At 71.6% G+C, this 19,643-nt stretch carries 25 protein-coding genes; 21 read left to right on the forward strand and 4 right to left on the reverse strand.

Going from position 1 to position 19,643, the window contains the following annotated elements:
• Positions 1-333: 333 nt before the first annotated feature.
• From C3492_RS35615 to C3492_RS35630, 4 genes are all read right to left on the reverse strand, one after another.
• Positions 334-1,833, reverse strand: coding sequence for a hypothetical protein (locus C3492_RS35615; protein ID WP_103816782.1), 1,500 nt, complete (start codon positions 1,831-1,833; stop codon positions 334-336).
• A gap of 443 nt (positions 1,834-2,276) precedes the next feature.
• Positions 2,277-2,609, reverse strand: coding sequence for a hypothetical protein (locus C3492_RS35620; protein ID WP_103816783.1), 333 nt, complete (start codon positions 2,607-2,609; stop codon positions 2,277-2,279).
• Between the two features lie 54 nt (positions 2,610-2,663).
• The gene (locus C3492_RS35625) at positions 2,664-3,224 is read right to left on the reverse strand and encodes a UTRA domain-containing protein (RefSeq protein ID WP_103816784.1); all 561 of its coding nucleotides are present in this window, start codon (positions 3,222-3,224) and stop codon (positions 2,664-2,666) included.
• Positions 3,225-3,292: 68 nt separating this feature from the next.
• The gene (locus C3492_RS35630; RefSeq protein WP_103816785.1) at positions 3,293-4,087 is read right to left on the reverse strand and encodes a GntR family transcriptional regulator; all 795 of its coding nucleotides are present in this window, start codon (positions 4,085-4,087) and stop codon (positions 3,293-3,295) included.
• Positions 4,088-4,435: 348 nt separating this feature from the next.
• On the opposite strand from C3492_RS35630, the gene C3492_RS35635 reads away from it, so the two are divergent.
• From C3492_RS35635 to C3492_RS35735, 21 genes are all read left to right on the forward strand, one after another.
• Positions 4,436-4,723, forward strand: coding sequence for a hypothetical protein (locus tag C3492_RS35635; protein WP_103816786.1), 288 nt, complete (start codon positions 4,436-4,438; stop codon positions 4,721-4,723).
• Positions 4,720-4,983 carry a hypothetical protein gene (locus C3492_RS35640; RefSeq protein ID WP_103816787.1) on the forward strand — a complete coding sequence of 88 codons (264 nt, stop codon included), beginning with the start codon at positions 4,720-4,722 and terminating at the stop codon, positions 4,981-4,983. The genes C3492_RS35635 and C3492_RS35640 overlap by 4 nt, the downstream gene beginning before the upstream one ends.
• Entirely contained in the window at positions 4,980-5,165 is a 186-nt protein-coding gene (locus C3492_RS35645; protein WP_103816788.1) for a hypothetical protein, read from the forward strand. Before C3492_RS35640 ends, C3492_RS35645 begins: the two co-directional genes overlap by 4 nt.
• Positions 5,165-6,607, forward strand: coding sequence for a DUF2637 domain-containing protein (locus C3492_RS35650; RefSeq protein WP_103816789.1), 1,443 nt, complete (start codon positions 5,165-5,167; stop codon positions 6,605-6,607). Before C3492_RS35645 ends, C3492_RS35650 begins: the two co-directional genes overlap by 1 nt.
• Before the next feature lie 159 nt (positions 6,608-6,766).
• Positions 6,767-9,136 (forward strand): hypothetical protein, encoded by a 2,370-nt coding sequence (locus C3492_RS35655; protein WP_103816790.1) that lies wholly within the window; start codon positions 6,767-6,769, stop codon positions 9,134-9,136.
• Positions 9,137-9,342: 206 nt separating this feature from the next.
• The gene (locus C3492_RS35660) at positions 9,343-10,161 is read left to right on the forward strand and encodes a hypothetical protein (RefSeq protein WP_103816791.1); all 819 of its coding nucleotides are present in this window, start codon (positions 9,343-9,345) and stop codon (positions 10,159-10,161) included.
• A 117-nt stretch (positions 10,162-10,278) separates the two neighbouring features.
• Positions 10,279-10,668 (forward strand): hypothetical protein, encoded by a 390-nt coding sequence (locus tag C3492_RS35665; RefSeq protein WP_103816792.1) that lies wholly within the window; start codon positions 10,279-10,281, stop codon positions 10,666-10,668.
• A 126-nt stretch (positions 10,669-10,794) separates the two neighbouring features.
• Positions 10,795-11,346, forward strand: a complete 552-nt coding sequence (locus C3492_RS35670; RefSeq protein ID WP_103816793.1) for a hypothetical protein — start codon at positions 10,795-10,797, stop codon at positions 11,344-11,346.
• Between the two features lie 122 nt (positions 11,347-11,468).
• On the forward strand, positions 11,469-11,750 hold the full coding sequence (locus C3492_RS35675) for a hypothetical protein (protein WP_103816794.1): 282 nt from the start codon (positions 11,469-11,471) through the stop codon (positions 11,748-11,750).
• Positions 11,751-11,773: 23 nt separating this feature from the next.
• Positions 11,774-12,427: a hypothetical protein gene (locus C3492_RS35680; RefSeq protein WP_103816795.1), complete on the forward strand. Its 654-nt coding sequence runs from the start codon at positions 11,774-11,776 to the stop codon at positions 12,425-12,427.
• Between the two features lie 173 nt (positions 12,428-12,600).
• Positions 12,601-13,248, forward strand: coding sequence for a DUF6919 domain-containing protein (locus C3492_RS35685; protein WP_103816796.1), 648 nt, complete (start codon positions 12,601-12,603; stop codon positions 13,246-13,248).
• Between the two features lie 95 nt (positions 13,249-13,343).
• Positions 13,344-13,565 carry a hypothetical protein gene (locus C3492_RS35690; protein ID WP_103816797.1) on the forward strand — a complete coding sequence of 74 codons (222 nt, stop codon included), beginning with the start codon at positions 13,344-13,346 and terminating at the stop codon, positions 13,563-13,565.
• A gap of 89 nt (positions 13,566-13,654) precedes the next feature.
• Positions 13,655-13,957 carry a WhiB family transcriptional regulator gene (locus tag C3492_RS35695; RefSeq protein ID WP_103816798.1) on the forward strand — a complete coding sequence of 101 codons (303 nt, stop codon included), beginning with the start codon at positions 13,655-13,657 and terminating at the stop codon, positions 13,955-13,957.
• Positions 13,954-14,580, forward strand: a complete 627-nt coding sequence (locus C3492_RS35700) for a GGDEF domain-containing protein (protein WP_181140716.1) — start codon at positions 13,954-13,956, stop codon at positions 14,578-14,580. Before C3492_RS35695 ends, C3492_RS35700 begins: the two co-directional genes overlap by 4 nt.
• Entirely contained in the window at positions 14,577-15,251 is a 675-nt protein-coding gene (locus C3492_RS35705) for a histone-like nucleoid-structuring protein Lsr2 (RefSeq protein WP_103816799.1), read from the forward strand. Before C3492_RS35700 ends, C3492_RS35705 begins: the two co-directional genes overlap by 4 nt.
• A gap of 107 nt (positions 15,252-15,358) precedes the next feature.
• Positions 15,359-16,246: an AAA family ATPase gene (locus C3492_RS35710; protein ID WP_103816800.1), complete on the forward strand. Its 888-nt coding sequence runs from the start codon at positions 15,359-15,361 to the stop codon at positions 16,244-16,246.
• The gene (locus C3492_RS35715; RefSeq protein WP_103816801.1) at positions 16,243-16,695 is read left to right on the forward strand and encodes a hypothetical protein; all 453 of its coding nucleotides are present in this window, start codon (positions 16,243-16,245) and stop codon (positions 16,693-16,695) included. Before C3492_RS35710 ends, C3492_RS35715 begins: the two co-directional genes overlap by 4 nt.
• A gap of 2 nt (positions 16,696-16,697) precedes the next feature.
• Positions 16,698-17,123: a hypothetical protein gene (locus tag C3492_RS35720; RefSeq protein WP_103816802.1), complete on the forward strand. Its 426-nt coding sequence runs from the start codon at positions 16,698-16,700 to the stop codon at positions 17,121-17,123.
• A gap of 131 nt (positions 17,124-17,254) precedes the next feature.
• On the forward strand, positions 17,255-17,554 hold the full coding sequence (locus C3492_RS35725; RefSeq protein WP_103816803.1) for a DUF6247 family protein: 300 nt from the start codon (positions 17,255-17,257) through the stop codon (positions 17,552-17,554).
• The gene (locus C3492_RS35730; protein WP_103816804.1) at positions 17,551-17,808 is read left to right on the forward strand and encodes a hypothetical protein; all 258 of its coding nucleotides are present in this window, start codon (positions 17,551-17,553) and stop codon (positions 17,806-17,808) included. The genes C3492_RS35725 and C3492_RS35730 overlap by 4 nt, the downstream gene beginning before the upstream one ends.
• Before the next feature lie 148 nt (positions 17,809-17,956).
• Entirely contained in the window at positions 17,957-19,423 is a 1,467-nt protein-coding gene (locus C3492_RS35735) for a DUF2637 domain-containing protein (protein ID WP_181140717.1), read from the forward strand.
• The last annotated feature ends 220 nt before the right edge of the window (positions 19,424-19,643 follow it).

Genomic DNA, 19,643 nt, shown 5'->3' on the forward strand with positions numbered 1-19,643 from the left:
CTCCGGCGGGCCAGGCGTCGGGAACCAGTAGGCGGCAGGCCTGTGGAAGTCGTCGGCGGTCGCGAGCATGGCCATCATGGATGGCGCTCACAGCGTCCTTGTCTCCGTCGACGCCGCACGGCGGTGTGTGGGCACACGACGACGCCCCGTCGGAGGGTGCCCGCGGAGCGAAGGCGGAACAGGGTGGGTCAGCAGTTCGCTGACACGTGGTGGGATCGCGGCAACGATCGCCACGGCACGCCAAAATCCCGGTCCGCCCTGGCGATCCAGGGGAACCGGGTCTCGGGACAGCAGGGGGCGAAGGGGAGGACCCGCAGGCCCTCCCCCGTCCCGTCAGTGCATGGCGGCCAGGTCGTCCTCGTGCTGCACGTTCTGCAAGCCCCGGCAGACGCCACACAGGCCGTCCAGGGCCTTCGTGTCCCGACCGCATGGCGAGCCGTCCCAGCGGGAACCGGAGCACTTCACCGGCTCCGGCAGGGCGGGCGCGGACGGAGCCGACTCCAGGGCCGGAGCCGGGGCCAGCGGCGGCACCTCGTCACCGCCGAGAGCCGCCAGACGGGCCCGGTGCGCCTCCCGGGCCGCAGCTCGCGCCGCGAGCTGCGCCGCCAGTAGCTCGCCGAGCTGATCCGCCCCGGCCTGCCGGGCGTCCTCCCGAGCGGCTGCCGCCTCGGCGAGCACCCGGCCCCGGGCGTCGCTCCACTCCTCGGGCGCCGTCGCCATCCTGGCGATATCGCGCGCGGCCTTCTCGGCGGCCTCGACGACGTCGCGCTCCATCCCCGTCACGCACTCGGGGCACACCTTGCCGTCGGTGCCGCGGTCCTGCTCGCACGACGGGCACATCACGGCGCGGGCGGCGCGGCGGGCATCGGCGGCCGCCGCCTCCTTCGCCGACTTCCGTGCAGCGGCGTGGTCGGCCTTGTGGTTCTTGCCGCGCTCGATGCACAGCACGCACGCCTCGCCACTCTCCAGCACCGTGCCGTCCTCGCAGCCGACGTCCGGGCACTCACCGTGCCGCAGCATGGCCACCGCCGCGCCCACCGGACGCTCCAGCTGGCCCGCCTCGAACTTCGCCTCGTACCCATGCGTCGTCCAGCGCCGCCGCACCCGGTCGACCAGCTGCTCGGCGGTCCGGCCCTTGAGGGCCTTCGTCACCGCCGTCACCAACGTCTTCGGCGCATCGGTGTGCGCCGTCTCCCGCATCGCCGCGCGCAGCTCCGGACGGAACGCGCCGAGCACCTTCAGTACGTCCGGAGGCAGCGCCACCTCACCGCCGGCCCCGCGCCTGGACGGCTTCGACGCCGAGGGCTTCGGTGCCGCGCCCTCGGCCGGGGCTGAGCCCTGCGCCGGAATCGCCGCCGTCTTCTTGGCGGCCTCCATGCGGCCCTCCCACTTGGCGGCCGACCGGAACTCCGGGTGCCCGGCGTAGAACTGCTTGAGCACCATGTCGCCGTCGTAGCCGACCGGCGGGTTGTACCGCACGAAGTACTTGTAGCCCTGGCGCATCCCGCCCGCGTACCGGTACTTCTCCACCCGGATCGCGCCGAGCGCCTCCAGCTCCTTGCGGTAGCGCGCCACCTTCCGGTCGTCCTTCAGCCCGAGGATCGCCGCGATCGCCTTCTGCTTCGGGCAGGCGATCCGCTTCCTCGGATCACGCAGGTTGACGTTGATGTGCTCTGCCAGGAACGCGTACATCTTGAAGGCCCGCGGAGAGCACCCCGACAGCAGCACCCACACCGGCACCGGCGTGGCCACCGTCGGCCAGTCCTCACCGACCAGCTCGTCGCCCTCGTTCTCGTCGAAGCCGTCGAATGCGTCGTCATGGAAGCTGCTCATGCGGCCACCTCCGAGACCGGAGTGGCCAGGTCGTTCTTCAGCACAGTGATCGTGCTGGGTGGTCGAGCGGTGGTGCTCATCGTGCTGAGGTCTCCCCTGGTATCGGGGAGCCGTACGACGGTGGGTTCATCACCAGATAGGTGACGCGGCGCACGTGTGGCTGTTTGGCGCGGCCGGGTCTGGCTATTCTGATATCGGTACCCGGGCCCCTGTGGTCTGGTGCCCGGCGATACCGCCGACGTACGACTCAAGAGCTTGGCGAAGCGGCGAGTCGACTTCATGGACGGCCGTTCCTGGTGGCTCAGGGGCGGCCGTCGAAGCGTTTACGGGGGCTGCTCGTAGGTCATGGCCTCATCTTCCTCCCTGGTTCAGTTGCTCCAACGGGGGACACACCCGGCGAGTTGCGTCCCTCGCCGGACGGGGACGTTTCCGTTCGAGTCCCGTCACGCGGAAGCTGTGGGCGCCTCCGAGGCCCGTCGCGCCTGGACGAGGTAGGCCAAGGCGGTCCCGAGCATTCCGTACGCGGCCGACTCGTCGTCAAGGTCTCTAACGTCCGCCACCGCTTCTGCGGCGCGATCCAGCTGGAGCGTCACCGCGGCAGGGAGGGCAGCCGTGCGGGCGTACTCAGCCAAGGCCTCTCGTACGTCGGACAACGAGGTCTCTCGTGACAGCGGCCCGGGCCCTGCCCCCTTGGCGAGAGCGGGGAGCCAGCCGTCCTCGGCGAGCGCGTTCCGCAGCTCGGCGAGGATCTCGTTGCTCGTGAGTCGGTCGGTCATGGCGGAGTCCTTTGCGGGCGATGGGCTCCCGCCGGCGCGGGAGCCCATCTGTGATCAGACCAGGGGGACGGAGTACCGCAGCTTCCAGCCGGGGCTCAGCGTGTGGCGGGTGACCTCCACGACCCGGCCTTCCCCGGTCGTGCCGATGTGGGTGATCGAGAGAACCGGCTCGCCCGGCTGGAGGCCGAAGGCCTCGGCTTCGGCCGCGGTCGACGGCCGCAGCTGAACGTCCTCGGTGGCCTCCTGGCCCTGGTCGAAACCGGCCTCACGCATGCGGCTGATGATGCCACCGACGCCGGTGTCGACCTGCTCGATGCCAGCGGCCTGCGCCACGTCGACGGGGATGAACGTGTCGGCCAGCTGGACGAGCTTGTCGCCGTTGTACATCCGGCGAGCCCGGATCACGACCTCCCCCTGCTCCCCCAGCAGCTCGGCGACGTCGGCCGGGGCGGTGCCACGCGACACCGTGACGTCGCTGCGCGGAGAGCCGCCCCCGCGGCGCAGCTCACCCTCGTACGCGCCGTGCGCTCCGTTCTCCTCCCGCTGGGCGGTGCGGTAACGGCTGCGTGCGTCGCGGGTGATCACGCCGTCAACGCCGATCGTGTTGCTTGCCATCTAAGGTCTGCTCCTTGCTATCGGGATTGGTGCGATCTGGTGGCACTGCGCCGAGGCGCAGCGTGGGACTAGGCGCCGATCTCCCACTCGTAGGAGAGCCGCCACTTCGTGCGGGGCATGACGTGGAGGCCGACCTCCACCACACGCCCCTCTGCCGTCAGCCCCTGGTGAGTGATCTCCAGAACGGTTTGATCGACAGGGATGCCGAGGGCGCTCGCCTCCTCAGCGGACGCGGGACGCACCTCGATCTCCTCACGCAGTCGGACCTGCGCGTACCCGGCATCCGCGAGCCTGCTCTTGCTCCCGCCGGCGCCGGTGTTCTGCTGCTCCAGCTGGGGACACTCGTCTGCCACGTCAGGCGGGAACCAAGAGGTGGCCAGCTGGATGACCTCCGTCACCTCGCTGCCCTCCGGCAGACCGACCGACATGACGCGCTGCCGCTTCAACGCCTTCGTGGCGTGGTGCAGGCCCAGCAGGGAGGCCACCGGCTTCGAGGGTCGCTCACGGGCGATCACCGTCGGCACGGACTGGGAGACCAGGCCCAGGCGGCGGATCTCGGCCTCGAACGCGCCTACCGCCCCTCCCTCCGATCGGGCGCTGGGGAGGTACCTTCCGGGACCGTCGCGGAGGATCTTGCCCAGCACGAGGCTGACGTACGTCCCCTTCCCGCGCCGCGAGAAGACAAGTCCCTGCGCCTGTAGGACCCCGTAGACCTCGCGTGCGGTCTGGTAGGCGATGCCCTCAGCCGCTTGCAGTTCGGGGACGCTCGGCAGCAGTGACCCGGGCGGGTAGACGCCCCGCTCGATCTTGCCCTGGATGCTCGCGGCGATCCGCTGCACCTTTCCGGGCTCTTTCTTGGTCACGGCTGTCTGGCCCTCGCTTCCGGTGTGGTTCTAGATCGACGCTGACAGCATGACATGTCTAGTTGTCTTCCGGTAGTCGAGGCACCCTCAATTCGTCTCTAGGCTTAAAAATACCTGTTCAGAGCAGGTACAGCGCGCCGAATAACTAGACAGGTTGACAGTCGCCAAGTCCAGTGGGTTAATCGAAGCGCCCCGCCTCTTAACTAGTCATCTGAGTGGGAGAAGGGGGCGAAGAACCCGTGCGCCCTGCCCCAGGGCACCGCCATGCCAAAAACGGGCTCTCCGGCCGCCTGGAAGCCAAGCCGGAGAGCCCGCGCAAGGGCCGACCGAGTAGAGAGGCACGACCCTATGAGGACCATCGTCGCAGGCCGCATCGTCGGCAGCGAGAGCGAGTACATCGAGGCCGCGATGGGTTTCGGCGTCGACTTCGCCGCCCTCCGCGCCGCGTCCCCCGAGCTGCGGTCCGACTTCCTGGAGTTCCTGATGGACACCAGCGACCCGGACAGCGCCATCGACCGCGAGAACATCGAGCACCTGCGCCGCGTGCTGGGCGTCCGCCCGCCGGCGAACGTGGTGCCGCTGCCGCGGCGCGGCACCGCCGTCCTGAGCGCTGCGAAGGGTGGTCGGGCCGCATGAACTTCACGACCTCCAACCCCCGCTTGACCGTCCTGTTCTCCCTGCTGCCCGTGATGCTGGGCCGGGTGCGGCTGTTCGCCGCGCTGGCCGGCGGCGCCTGGCTGTTCGGGATCGAGCTGGGCGTCATGGCCCGCGTCGGCATGGTGCTGATCGCGCTGGTGGTCATCGCCCTGGACGCCGTCCTCACCCCGCCGGGCGCGCTCGCCTCTCCCGCCATCCGCACGGTGGCGGGCGGCTACCGGGACAGGGAGGCGGCGTGAAGACCGTGACCACCCCGCCGCGCGGCCGCCAGGCCGAGACCGCCGCGCAGTCCCCGGACATGACGGACTGGACCGCCGCTGACTTCGACTCCTGGGAGGTCCTGACCTCCCTGCACGTCACCGACCCGATCACCCGCGTCACCCGGGCCCGCCAGGGGCACGGCCAGGAAAGGACTCGCTGATGGAGACGACGACCTACGAGGGCCGCCGTCAGCTGGACAAGGTCGCGGCCCGCGCGGCGGCCACCCAGGCCGAGGCGGAGGGGCGGCGCACCAACGCCCTGACGGACATCCAGATCGCCGAGGAGCGCGACAAGGCCGTCGAGCGCACGCGTCTGCGCAAGCAGGCGGCGAAGACGAAGAAGCTGGAAGAAAAGGCCAAGCGCCGGGAGAAGAGGGCCGCCGCCCGTAAGGCCCGCAACGAGCGGCTCGCCGCTGCGGTCGGTCAGCCGCTGCCGTGGGTGATGACCGTGGTCGTCACCACCATCGGCTTCGCCTTCCCCGGGCAGTTCTCGGCAGTGGTCGGCCTCGGTGTGATCTGGGCGCTGGCGCTGCTGGTGCCCCTCTTCATCGAGGGCTCGACGTGGGCAATGGCATGGTTGCGCAAGTGGGCGGTCGCCAACAACAAGCCCGCGGGCCTCTACACGGTGATGCAGTGGTTCTTCGCCTCGGTCGCGGCCGCGCTGAACGCCTGGCACCACGCGGACAAGCCGCAGCTCGCAGTCGTGTTCGCCGCGTCCAGCCTGTTCGGCGTGGCGGTCTGGGAGATCTACATGCACTCCCAGAGCCACGCGGCCGGCGGCCGCACCGCGGAGGAGATCCGGATCGCGCTGCTGCGGCGGATCACTCACCCGCGCGTCACCTGGCGGGCCATGTGGCTGCGCACCGCGACGATCCCGCCCCTGTCGGAGGCGGACGCCTGGGACCGTGCGTGGCGCCAGGAGCATGGCGCCGAGCCGGGCGTGAAGAGGAGCATCCTCAAGCGGTTCGGGAAGCGTTCGGGCAAGGTCGCCGGGCTTGTGGAGCAGTACGACGAGCTGAGGCCCACGGCGTCGCTCGCGATGTTCGACGCGCCCGTCGAGCCGGTGCGCGAGGTGCCCGCCGACGAGGGCTGGGTGATCGACCCGAAGGCCATCGGGAGGATCCTCGCGGACCCCGCGAACGCTCTGCGCGCGGACCGTACGCAGGTGTCCGCCGCGAAGATCAAAAAGGGTCCCGAGGTCACTGCTGAGGGGCCGCTGCAAGGCCCGCGCGCGGCCCGTACGCGCGCCGCGAACGAGCAGGTCAAGCCCAACAACCCCCCCTCTGTGCGGGGCCGTCAGAAGGGCTCTGACGAGGGCCGCTCGAAGCAGTCCCGCGTGGCCCGTGCGCTCGCTGCGGAGACCGCTCGCGCGGCCACTCCGGAGCAGGCCGAAGCCGAGAAGACGGCGGCTCGCGAATGGGTCCTCGCGCGGCTGCGCGCGGGCGAGGACACGGGCTGGAAGGACGTCCAGCGGTACTTCGCGAAGGAGGTGCCAGAGGAGATGCGGGTGGTGCGCGGGGAGACCTGGTGCCGTCAGCGGATCAGGGAAGCCGAGCGCAAGCACAAGGGTGATCCGGTGCTGGAGCTGGCCGCGACCAGCTGACATCCACTTCCCGCGAAGTCTGTAAGTGCGCGAGTCCCGGAGTCACGGACTCCCGGAGTCTGGACCAACTGAACTGAGCGAGACGGGGCCGGTCCCTCACCGACCAAGCGATGGCCGTCCCCGTCTCGCCACCACCCCAGATGAGGAGGCGAGACCAGCATGAACGAGACCGACGAGCGGACGGCGGAGACCGGCCGCGGCGAGGCGGTCGCGAAGGTGATCCGACTGCCCTTCGCCGACACCACGCCCGAGGTCTCTGACACCCCGGCGCCCGAGGCCCCCGCGCCCGCGCCGGCGGCCCGTGTCGACATGACCAAGACCGAGCCGCCCGCGCCGGTCGAGGGGACGGTGTTCACCGCCGCCGAGTGGGAGCTGGGGGAGGACCCCGAGGGTGATGCGCCGTGGATCAGCCCGGCGCTTCGCACCCCGGAGGGCCGCACGGCTCGCCGCGCGTACGTCCAGCGCCAGGCCCGGCGCCGGGTCCGCCGGTGGGCGGCGCGGCAGCGGACGCCGCGCGGCATCGTGCCCACCACCATCCGCGGCGGCGTGCGCCTGCACCGCTGGGTGCGCGGGGTCGAGGGGCAGAACGCCGACGCCGCGAAGCGCCGCGCAGAGATGCTCGCGCGGGAGGCGGAGCGGGCGGCCCGCCGGGCCCAGTTCGCGCTGCTCCAGCGGGACGCGAAGAAGAAGGCCGCCGACATCGCGCAGCAGGAGTCGTCGATGGCCCTGGTCCAGGCCACGGCGGCAGTCTCCAGGGCCCGCAGCAAGTTCCTCCAGCGCGCCTCCGCCGCCTACCTGCCGATGGCCGGGATCGACGCCGCCGGGTTCGTGTTCATGGACGGCCTGCTCGGTCTGGGCGCGGGCGTGCTGGTCAACCTCGCCGTCCTGGCCCGGGTCGGCCGCCAGCCGGACATGTCGCCGGAGGAGCTGGAGGAGCTGGAGCGCACCGAGGCTGGTCTGCCGGACCGGTTCGAGATGGGCATGACGCCGCGGGCGTTCGAGGCGATGCTGCACGAGGCGCTGACCAAGGAGATCGGTGTCGCCGTCCACTCCTTGCAGATCCGCCCGCGCAACTGGGGCTTTGAGATCGTGGTCGTGCTCAAGAACCAGACCCCGGAGAAGCTGTCGGCGAACCTGGACCTGCTGGAGGCGTGCCTGCCGGGCGTGCGCACGAATTCGGCGCTGCTGCAGCAGTCCGCGCAGGCCCGCAACGAATGCGTGCTGCGCATTCCGGGTGACGACCCGTGGAAGGCAGTTCCGGAACTCCCCTACCGGAAGCCGAAGTCGGTCACCACTCACGAATTGCACAAGGCGCAGTTCGGCGCCGACATGTCCGGCCGCCCCCTGGCCCTTCCGGGCAAGCGGACCAGCGCCGCCTACATCGGCAAGTCCCGCTCGGGCAAGTCGACGATGCTGCGGGCCCGCCTGGACGCGCTCACCGCCACCAGCGACCGCATCATCGTGGGCATCGACCTCGGATCGTACGGTTCGGGCTTCGGCCCGTACCGCAAGTGCATGTCCGCGGTCGCCCGGACGCCGAAGGAGGCCCGGGTCGTTCTCGAATGGGCCCTGGCAATCGGAATGGGTCGCCCCAAGCTGTTCGACCGGCTCGGAATGGGCCTGAACTGGGAGGCCAGCCCGGAGCGGCCCGGAATCACCGTCGTTATCGACGAATTCCCGGCCTTGGTCATGGCGGCCAAGAGCGAGACGTTTCCCGAGCCCGAGGAGGGCGAGGAGAAGCCGCTCCGCCTGGACGAGCTGGTCAAGCAGATCAACCTCACCTCCCTGAAGTCCGACGTGGGCGTGGAGATCGCCTCCCAGGGCGTCACCCGCGACCGGGTGGGCGCGAACATGTGGCTGGCCGAACTCCCGGTCCAGGTGATGTGCGCCTGCGACAAGGACGACATCGTGCAGATCGCCGGCGGCGGCGCGATGGCCCAGGGCTGGCGGCCGGACCGGCTGCTGCCCGCGATGGGCGACGCCGTCAACGACGCGTCCGTGGCGTACGTGATGGCTGGCGGCGACTACTGCGAGCCGATCCCCTACCGGGCCTGCATCACCAGCGACGAGGAGGCCGACCGCCGGGCCGCCGAGCGGGCCGCGGCCGGGATGTGCGAGCTGGACGCCGAGTCGGCGGCGTTCGTCCCCGGCGTCGTGCTGCCGAACCCCGGCGGCGGCGACCCGTGGGACGAGGACGAGGTCGAGGAGGAGCCGGTCCCGGTCCTGCTGCGCACGATCCGCACGATCTACCGGGACCTCGGTAACCCGAGCGGCCTGACGGAGGACGAGCTGTTCGACCAGCTCCACCAGTTCGACCCGACGTCGTGGGACCTGGACCGCTTCGTCCCCGAGGGTGGCGAGCCGATGACCAAGGGCGCGGTCCTGGCCCTGGTGCTCGACAAGGTCCTGGCGCCGCGCGGCCAGAAGTGGACCAAGGAGTCGTACCGGCCCAAGGGCGCCTCCAAGACGGTCAAGGGCTACCGCCTGCGCGACCTCAAGGCGCTCATCGGCGAGGGCGACGAGGCCTGACCCGCTTCCGGAACACCGGGAAACATGCAGGTCAGCGAGGGGGAACCGGCCCGGAACAGGGCCGGAACCCCCGGCCCCGGGCCGGAACATGTTCCCCCTCCCGGACCCTGTTCCGGACCTGTTCCAGGGCCCTGACCTGCACGTTTCCCCCAGTTCCGCCGTTGTTACGTCCGAAAGATCACGAATGTTCCCCCGGAGGAGATCCGATGCCGATCAGCCCGTGGAGGGCCCTCAGCCCCGACACCGGTGATCACTACCTGTTCTTCGAGCGCCGCTTCCGCTACGTCGTCGAGGACCCCGAGCACACGTGGCGCCGGGTGTGGGTTCCGACCGTGATCGCCTGCCCGGTGTGCGAGGCGGACACCGGCCTGCGGCTGGCCTTCAAGACCGGCACGGACGTCGTGGTGGAGGCCGCTTGCCCGGTCGGGCACACCTGGGTCGAGCCTCGCGTCGACGTCTCGCAGTGGATGGCGTACTGCCGCTACCGCGCCGGGCAGCAGGAGATCGACTGGCTGTGGCTGATCGAGGCCGGGTTCGGCGAGGAACCGCCCCCGCCGATCGACTACGTCAAGGAGATCCGCGAGGGCGCGGTCGAGGTCGCCAAGTACGGCCGGCGCAAGGCGAAGGCGAAAGTCCGCCGCGAGATCCGCAAGGTCAAGAAGAAGGTCGGCAAGCGGGTGCGCAACGAGGCCATGCGCCCGGTCGCCGCCTTGCTGCGGACGGCCTGGACCATGCAGGCCGGAGGCGTCGATCCGGCCAAGGCCGCCCGCCGGCGCCCGACGGAGCCGAAGCCCCCGAAGACCCCGCCGGTCTCCGCCTACCGCAAGGCCTACGGCGTCCAGGCCCCCGAGAAGGGACCGAAGTGCCTGGTCTGCGAGGACACCGGCCGGATCACCGCCCCCGGGATCTCCGTTCCCTGCGTCGAGTGCGGCGGACCGGCCGCGGCCGCCCTGGCGGCCGCCGAGCGCCGCGCCGAGCGCGCCCGCCAGGGCAAGGACGAACGCCGCACCAGCACCACCAAATGACCCGCCCCGGCGCTCGCGCTGGTTCCCGAATCTGTAACTCCGGCAGTTCCGCAGTTCGGGATTCGGCGGGAACGCCCGGTCGACCCGGCCGGATTCCCCGACGACGAAGGAGCCACCGTGAACGTCCCCTCCAAGCTCACCGCCCTGGCCGCCCGCCTGAGGGGCAAGACCTGGGCGCACGAGAGCACCGAGGAACTCGCCGCGGCGCTCGACCAGCAGGTCGAGCAGCTGCGCGACGACAACATGCCGGGGCACCTGGCCGGCGCGGCGAGCCTGACCAGCGCCCCCGCCTACCAGCCCGGCCTGATCGACCTGCGCGGCGACATCTACGACGCGGCCGTCTACCTGGACGCCCTGACCACCAGCGCCACGGCGCTGGGCGACGCCGACCTGGTCGAGGCACTGCGGGAGGCGGGCGAGACCGCGCACGAACTGGTCGCCCGCCTTGCGGCCGCCGCCCACGCCACGATCCCCGCCCCCGCCGTCCCGGTCTCCCAGGTCGCCTGACCAGCGGAAACAAAAATGCGCCTACTAAAAGTAGGCACACGCTAGACAGGCCCACAAAAAGTAGGCATTCTAAGAGTGCGGCGCCCGACCGGGAGCCGCGCACCGACGGGAAGGGAATCCCGGCTCATGACCGTGACGCACCTCAACTCCGCCGACGGCCACGGCCTCGCCCTGCGGGCCCGGCGCCACACCACCCACGTCCTGCGTCTGGTGGGCGACCACATCTCGACCGTCGCCGTCGGCGTCGCCGGCGCCGGTGCCCTCGCCTGGATGGCCAACGACATCACCGAGTTCGCCCCGGTCCTGAACATCACCGTCAACATGGCGACGCTGCTGATCCTGGCCACGTGGGGCACCGCCCTGCTGATCAAGGCCTTCGCGTACGACGTCGCCGACTGGATCGACCCCGACGCCCGCGACGGCGACGACCTGTGGAAGATCGCCAAGGACATCAAGCAGATCGCCCGCGACGTACGCACCGGCGCCAGCTACGACGACGTGCGCCTCAACGTCCAGTGCAGCAAGGTGCTGCCCGCCGTCGAGCAGCTGCTCGGCGCGATCGGCGACTCCTACGACGACAACGGCGAGGAGGACGAGGCCTCCGCCGCCTACAACGCCGCGCTCAGCGTGCGCGAGGCGGCCTGCCACTTCGGCGAGAAGTACGGCGAGAGCGCCTGACTTCGCCCCGGGGCGGCCGCCATCCCGGCCAAGGAATCAGCCGGCCGCCCCGGGCCCCGAACCCGCTCCAGAGCGGAGCAGGAGGAGAACCCATCCTCCCCCATCCCGAAGGAGCTGACGAAATGCCCAAGTCCGACGCCGAGAAGGCCGCCGAAGCCCAGCGTGTGCAGCAGGTCCAGCAGCGCCTGGCGGCTGCGAAGGCCACCCGTGACAAGCGCAAGGCCGACGCCGATTTCGACTTCTGGGCGGACGTTGCCGCCGCGATCGACAGCGGCGAGGTCAAGCAGGCCGAGGCCTGCGAGGCCATCGACTACAAGCGCGAGTACGTCCGCCGCCAGCTGATCGAGCACCGGGCCCAGGCCGCGGCCCGGGCCGAGGCCGCCGCCTCCGACTCGACCGACTGACCCACCCCCGCGAGGAGCCCCCGATGCCCGAGCAGACCCCGGCCCCCGGCCAGATGCCCGCCCCGAAGACCCCCATCGACTTCCTGAGCGAGCACCGCGCCTACGTGGGCACCACCGCGGCCGCCGGCACGCTGCTGGCCCTGGCCCGGATCTGGAACGCACAGGGCGCCGAGCACAGCCCCGGCGCCGCCGGGCTCATGCTCGCGTTCGGTGCCGCCTCCGGCTACTTCGCCGCCAAGAACGACGAGGAGACGGTCAGCGCCGTCTTCTCGTCGATGGCGCTGACCTTCGGCGCCCTGTCCGTCGGCGTCTACGCCGACCCGATCACCCCGGCCCTGATCATCTGGATCGTCGCCGTCATCGCCTCCTGCGTCCTGATCGCCCGCTCCCGCCGCGACGACCGCCGCGCGGCCACCGCACACGCCAACGAGATGGCCGCGCTCAACCTGGACCGCAGCGCGGACATCACCATCGCCAAGATCGAGGCGAACGCGCAGATCGAGGTCGCCCGCGAGCAGTCCGCGGCCGCCGCCGCCATCGAAGAGGCCCGCGCGCACCGCGCCGCCCTCGCCGACGGCCCGCTCGACCCGATCGCCATGCTCCGCGCCACCGGCCAGCTCCCGCCCCTGCACGTCGTCAAGGACGCCGACACCGACGACGAGCGCCGCACCGCCTGACTATCCCCAACACCACCCCACCCGACTCACGAAGGAACAACCGCTATGCGCGAGAGCACGTGGGAAATCCTCAGCTTCTTGATCCCCGGTCTCATCGGCCTGGCCATCGTCTTGTTCGCATGCTTCGCCCGCTGACCCCCCAGTCCCCCGCCACGCCGCGACAGGAGAACTCCGTGAAGGTCCGACTGCCCTTACTGGAACGCATGCTGAAGCGCCCCTTGGACCGTCGGTGGAAGACCGCCGAAACCCTCGCCGACCTCGGTGACCTGATGGCCCTGTGGCTTGAGGGTGAAATCACCTCCTGGCCCGGGTACGCGCCGGGCTACGGGCCCGACGAGGAGACCCGCGAGCTGATCCCGACCCTCGCGGCCGCCAACCGCGCCGGGTACGTCACCATCGCCTCCCAGCCCGGAATCCACCCCGAGATGGGGTTCGACGGGCTGATCCGGAAGCAGAAGGCCGCCGTCGAGGGCTTCGTCCGCGACCGCAATCTGCTGCGCGACCTGGTCGACGCCGCCTACGAGGCGGGCATCGACGTCGAGGTCGCCGGCACGCTCGACACCGGCGAGCGGGGCATCGTCGTCACCCTGCGCGACGGGAAGCCCCACACCGCCTTCGGCGGCTACCTCAACGGCGCCGAGCTACGCGGCATGTGGCCGGGCATCGGCTCCGGCGCCCTGGACGACGTCTTCCGCTCCGTGCGGATCACCCTCGCCGCCCCCGAGTACGGCGCCGCCGCCGGGATCCGGGTGTGGCAGGTCCTGGAGTCCGTCATCAGCCGGGTGCCCGCCGCCGGCGGCACCACGTCCGACCCGCGCTGACAGCTGCCCGCGTCGCCCGGCCCGGGGAGCGGGGCGGCAAGGGGAGCCGGGACAGCCCCGGTCTCCGCAGGAACGCAGAAAAGGAGGTGAACCTCATGGCGCATTGGGCGGTTGAGATCCCGACCCGCACCCCGGGCGAGCAGCCCCGGACCGGCGTCCAGTGGTTCACGTATCCGGCGTCGGCCTTCCCCTGCCGCGGCGACGTGGTCGAGAAGGTTCGCGAGGACGTCGACACCGAGACCGCGATCCGGCACCGCGCCGGTGCGGTCGCCGACGTCGGCGCCATAAGGGTCGTCTGGCACGACGACGTTCTGTAGATCCGCCCCGGGGCGGGCGGCACCACGACCAAGCAATGCGCCCGCCCCGGGCCACCCGAACCCCTACAGAGGAAAGGGCACTGCCCATCATGGCTCAGAAGACGAACGGAAACCCGACTCCGATCATCGCGATTCCGCTGGCCGACCCGTCGGTGCCGTACCCGGAGATCACCGGCGACGAGCCGTGTCTTCAGGACCCGGACTTCTGGTTCCCCGAGCAGGGCGTGAACGCCGGTCCGGCCAAGGCCTTCTGCCGCACCTGCCCCATCATGGCCGACTGCCTGTCGTGGGCCCTGGCCAACCCGCACCTGGCCGGTGAGGGCGTCTGGGGCGGCACGACCCGCACCGAACGCAACGCCGCGCGCCGCAACGCGATGAGGCGGGCGGCATGACGAACCCGGTGAACGTCAGCCTGGCCCTCGCCGCACTCGCCCTGGCCGGCGGATGGGCGCTGCACGTCAGCCGCCTCTACCGGCGCCTGGACCGCTCCCGCCACGATCCGCTGACCGGGCTGTGGACCCGCGACGGCTGGACCCGCCGGGCGGAGCGGATCATCGCCCGCCGCCCGCGGGCTGCGGTCCTCCTCGCGGACCTGGACGGCTTCAAGCCGGTCAACGACCTGCACGGCCACCCGGCCGGCGACGCCGTCCTGAAGGCCGCGGGCGAGCGGCTGACCGCCTGGTGCGGCACCCACGGGGTGGCCGGACGGCTCGGGGGCGACGAGTTCGTCGCGATCGTCGACGACGACGCCCGTCTGGACGACCGGCTCGCCGACCTCGCCGAGCTGCTGCGTCAGCCCGTCGAACACCAGGGTGTGACGCTGACCGTCGGCGCCTCCATCGGTGCCGCCCGGCTCGCCGCCCTCTCCGAGCCGTCCCTGTCGGCCGCGCTCAAGGCAGCCGACCAGGCCATGTACCAGGTCAAGGGCCGCACCCGCCGCGGCCGCCGCCTGCTGCTGGCCCCGGCGCTCGCCGCCCTGCGCTCCCTCCCGCAGCGCACACGCCTCGCGGCATGACCATCGCCGCGCTCCGGAGCCTCCTGAACGAGGTGCAGCCGGACGTGGTCCGGCCGCCCGCCCCCCAGCTTCCACCCCGTCGAATCCATCCCCGCAGCAAGGAGAACACCCAGGTGAACGCCTACGACGCGGTAGTCCGGTCCATGCACCAAAACGGCTACAGCTCCGACCAGATCTCCGCCGAGCTGAGCGTCCCCAGGGACGAGGTCGCCGAGATCATCGCCAGCACGGAGCAGAGCGACGACGGGCGGCCCGACCCGGCCCCGGCCCCGGAGCCGATCACCGAGGCCCTGCCCGAGGTCGCCGCGCTGCTCGCGTGGGCCGCCGCCCACGAGGACACCACGGTCCGCACCGACGGCGAGCAGGCGGCCGCCGTCCTCACCGCGCTGCGCGAGCGGCGCACCATCGACGCCGAGCTGGAGAAGATCTCCAGCGAGGAGAGCCAGCTGGAGGAACGCCTCGCCGTGCTGCGCGCCCGCAGGAACACGCTCCAGCCCCAGCCCGCCGGCGCCAAGCGCAAGCGGCAGGCGCGGGACTACGAGCCCGGCACCGTCCGGGCGTGGGCCCGCGCGAACGGCCACGAGGTGCCGGACCGGGGCCAGATCCCGAAGAAGGTCCTGGACGCCTGGCGGCAGAGCCAGCGCGCCCCGCAGCTGGCCGCTGTCAGCTGACCGGCCAGCACCCCCGCACCACCCCGGGGCGGCCGCCATCCCGGCCAAGGAACCAGCCGGCCGCCCCGGGCCCCGAACCCTTCACACAGACTCAGGAGCACTCGGCAATGACCGACACCATCCCCGAACCGTCCGTGATCGTCCTCATCGGCGCGAGCGGCTCGGGTAAGAGCACGCTGGCCCGCACCTGGCCCGCCGACTACCGCCTGGAACTCGACTTCTACCGGTCGCTGGTCTCCGGCGACGAGGGTGACCAGGAGGCCACCGAAGACGCGGTGTTCCTGCTGGACACGGTGCTGGAGGCTCGCGTGGCCCGTGGGCTGACCTGCGTGATCGACGCCACCAACTCGCGGGCGGACGTGCGTCGGCGCCTGGTCGACGCGGCCCACGCCTACGACCTGCCCGCCGTGGCAGTGGTGATGACCTCCCCGCTGGACGCCTGCCTGGCCCGCAACTCGCGCCGCCCCGCCAACCGGCGTGTACCCGACAGCGTCGTCCGACGGCAGTACGAGCAGATCGCCGCCGCCCGCCCGGCCCTGCGCAACGAAGGCTTCGACCACGTCGTCGCCGACGACGCGCTGCTGCGGCTCCGCCTGCTGCTCCAGCGGGCCGTCGACCGCATCCACGCCGAGCACCAGGACGACGGCGACCACACCGAACGCGCCCGCCGGGTGCTGGCCCGCCGCTTCTTCGGCGAGGACATGGCGGCCGCCTTCACCTGGACTCAGCTGCGCCCGAACCACGACCCGATCGGTGCCATCGTGGTCGGCGGCGACGAGATCACCCTCGCCTATCGCACCTGGTATCCCGACCCGCTGGCCTGGGGGTTCGAGGCACAGGTGCCCTGCCTGGGCGGCTGCCCGGGCCCGGCCTGGGTGGAAGTGCGCACGCCCATGGACCTGCTCGCCGTCTACGACGACGACTTCCCCGAGGACGCCGTCCGCTGCGACCGCTGCGGCGCCGGCACCACCGCGCAGAAGGCGGTGAGCGCATGACCCGGCAGAGCTTTGATCAGCTGCACGAGCCCAGGACCTGGTACGGCCTCAGCGGCACCCGGCTGACCGGCGAACAGGTCGCCCAACACCTGGAGGCGGCCGCCCGGCTGATGGAACGCGAAAACTGGGACCCGCAGGTACACGCCCCGTTCTCCGGCCGCCACCTGCGCGACGCCCTGCACAGCACCGCCCAGGACGGCATGGGCGACGCCGACACCCAGTGGGTGGCCCGCACGGTCATGGAGACGCTGCTGCGGGCTCACACCGGCGCCCCGTACGTCGACTACGAGATCTGGAGCGAGCACCGCGACCGGACCCTGACCGACGTACTCAACCTCCTGCGAGCCGCTGCCATCGTCGCCCGCGAAACCGGGCCCTCCGCACCGCCTCCCACCCGCCCGCAACTGACCGCGCCCGACAGCCCGTCGATCACCGGAGGAGCACGGTGAGCATGGCACTCAACCCAGACACCGGTGAGGGCTTCGACGCCCCGACCCCGGCCGAGGCGTACGCGGGGGCCCCGGAACTGCGGCGCGAAATGCACGCGGTCCTGGAGCTAGGCGCCGTACGCGACGGCCGCCGCGCCGGGATGGTCACCGAACCGCCCACGGCTGATGACACGGTCGCCGAGCGCGTCTACCTGCTGCGCCGTGCCGCACTCATGGACCGCATGGCCATGGACGATCCGGGTCCCGGCGCCCGTGGCGCCGCCGCCCGGGCCGCCTACCAACTCGCCCAGTTCGACCACCAGCACCCGGCGATGACCGCCGGACCGCACGCCCCCCGGTCGAGTGAGTTCGACGTCAGCCAGCGCCCGTACGTCCGTCAGGAGTACGCCGCCTGGACCGCCGTCGGACAGCCTGGCAGCACCAGCTGATCCCAGGAAGGAGACCGGCATGGCCGACATGCCGAGCCGTTCACCACCCTGTTCGCCGAGGCCTGCGCCGCCGTTCTCGACTCCATCGCCGCTGCCCGCCACACTCGAACTCTGACACCGGAGGGACCGTGATGACCGCTCAGCCCGTCCACCAGCCCGCACCGCCGCCGTCCCCGGCGGCCGCCGCGAAGCTGCGCGAACGCATCAGCCGGCACCAGCGCGCCGCGCAGTGGCTGCCCGCGTTCGAACGCGACTGGGGGCACGCCCTGGAGACGGCCCGGCAGACGTTCGACCTGACCCCGCTGCACGAGACGATCCGGGAGTGGAGCGGCCGCCTGGACACCGCCCCGGCGGTCGCCGCGTTCCTCGCGGGCGGCATGGACACCTCCGACGGCGTCCCCCTGGAGGACGTCATCGGGGCCCGCGGATGACCTCGGCCTGGCCCGCCCGTCTCTCCCCGAACGCCTCCGCCGTGCTCGCCCAGCTTCGGCCGGAGGTGCGGGAGATGGTGCGCGATGTGCTCGACATCGCTTCTCGCCAGCCGTGGGGCTGGCCTCAGTGGGACCCTACCGACTCCGAGGGGCAGAGCCTGCGCCGCGCCGATGTCGGCCCGCTGACGGTCGTCTACTTCGTCAACGAGCCGCGCACACACCTGTATGTGCTGGACATCGTCTGGGTCGGGTGACCGGCCGCCTCCCTCTCTAACGACGCCCCCGCCGGCCCGCCGGCGGGGGCGTTGTTGTGCTCGCAGGCTCCAGAGGCATCACCAATCACAGACTTCGGCGTACCGTGCTGATCGCCCTTGCCCACGAGAACGAGGAGAGTGTCCCGCCGTGACCACGCACGCGGTGCCCGGCGCTGAGCGACGACCGCCGATATCCGCCAGCCGCACCGCCGCCGATGGCGACGTCCTGGTCCCCATCCGCGGCGGCCTGCTCGCCTCCGCCGTCGTCGTCGCGGTCAACGCACTCGCCCTCGCGGTCATCGGGTTCACCGGCTCCTACCGCTCCGTGCGCGACCTCGCGCTCGGCTGGGGCTGGGGCTGGTTCGCCTACGTCTTCCCCGTCGGCATCGACGTCGGCATCATCGGCCTGATCGCCGCCGACCTGTTCCTGTGCGCGATCCGCACCCCGGCCCCGGTCCTGCGCTGGTTCGCCTGGGTGCTCACCGTGGCCACGGTCGTCTTCAACGCCTCCAGCGGCTGGCCGGCGGACGGCTCCGCCGGGTGGATGGACTACGTCGAAGCCGCCGCGCACGCCACGATGCCCGGACTGGTCGTGGTCATCACCGAGGCCCTGCGCCGGGCCATCGCCCGCCGGGCCCGCATCGCCGACGGCCGCCAGTTCGAACCGCTTGGCATCGCCCGCTGGATCCTCGCCCCCCTCCCGACCTTCGGCGTGTGGCGACGCATGCGACTGTGGGACGTCTACACACGCGCCGAAGCGCTCGATCTGGAACGCGACCGGCTCACCCTGCGCGACGAGCTGCGCGAGAAGTACGGCGCGAAGTGGAAGAAGAAGGCCCGCCCGGTCGAGCTGCGCGCCATGCGCGACGCCGGCCGGGGCCTGCCGATCCCCGCCCAGCTGATCGCGAACACCGCGCTGCCCCCCGCGAACGCTGACCGCGTGAACGCCGCGAACAGCGACCCGAGCGACCGTGAACGCCCGACCCTCACCGAGGGTGCCGCGAACACCGCGAACGGAGTCGTGCACGCCGGGGGACCGGCACCCGCGAACGACATGTCGACTAGCCCGGACAGCGCGAACGGTCATCTCATCGACATGGAGACAGCACGGACGGCCTGGGAAACGACGAGCGAACACCCGCCGTTCGCGGGCGTCGAACCGACACCCGAGATGGGTGCTGACCTGCGCGATTCGCACCGCGAACGGACAGTGGTACCCGCGGCCGCACCCTCGCGGACGGTCGTGAAGAGCACCGTGCCCGCCCCGTACAGCTCGGCCGGGGCCGCCGCTGCTGACGACCGCGAACTGGTGGGCGCGAACGTCGCGGCGTTCGCCGCGAACGCCTCCGCGTACGCGGCCGGGCCGACCGTGAACGGCGCGAACGGATACCGCGAAGGCGTCGCTGGGCCCATGGTGGAGGAGAGGTACGAACGGCCCGGAGAGCGGTACACCGAAGACCGCGCCGGGCGCCGGCGACTCGCGGAGGACTTCCTCCGTGCCAAGGAGACCCAGCAGCCGCCGCCCTCCCAGGCGAAGTTCGCGGCCCTGGTCGGTGTCGCACCCTCCACGATGTCCAAGGCGATGAAGGAATGGCGCGAGGAGCACAGCCGCTGACCGGGACTGTTGTGTCGACCCAACAACATCCCGTCCCGCGCCCTCACTCCGTTGTTTCGGCACAACAGGGTGGAGGCGTATCGGGTCCGGCCGGGTGGCCGCCGTCGGTGGTGATGCGGGGGGCGCTGCCCCCCACACCCCCCGGCCCTCTCTCGGAGGGGGTGGGGGGCGGAATTGATCTTGAGGTGAGTGGGTGGGGCTGGGGGTGGGCGGCCGGGGG

The organism is Streptomyces sp. Ru62 (genome assembly GCF_002920615.1).
GTDB lineage: Bacteria > Actinomycetota > Actinomycetes > Streptomycetales > Streptomycetaceae > Streptomyces.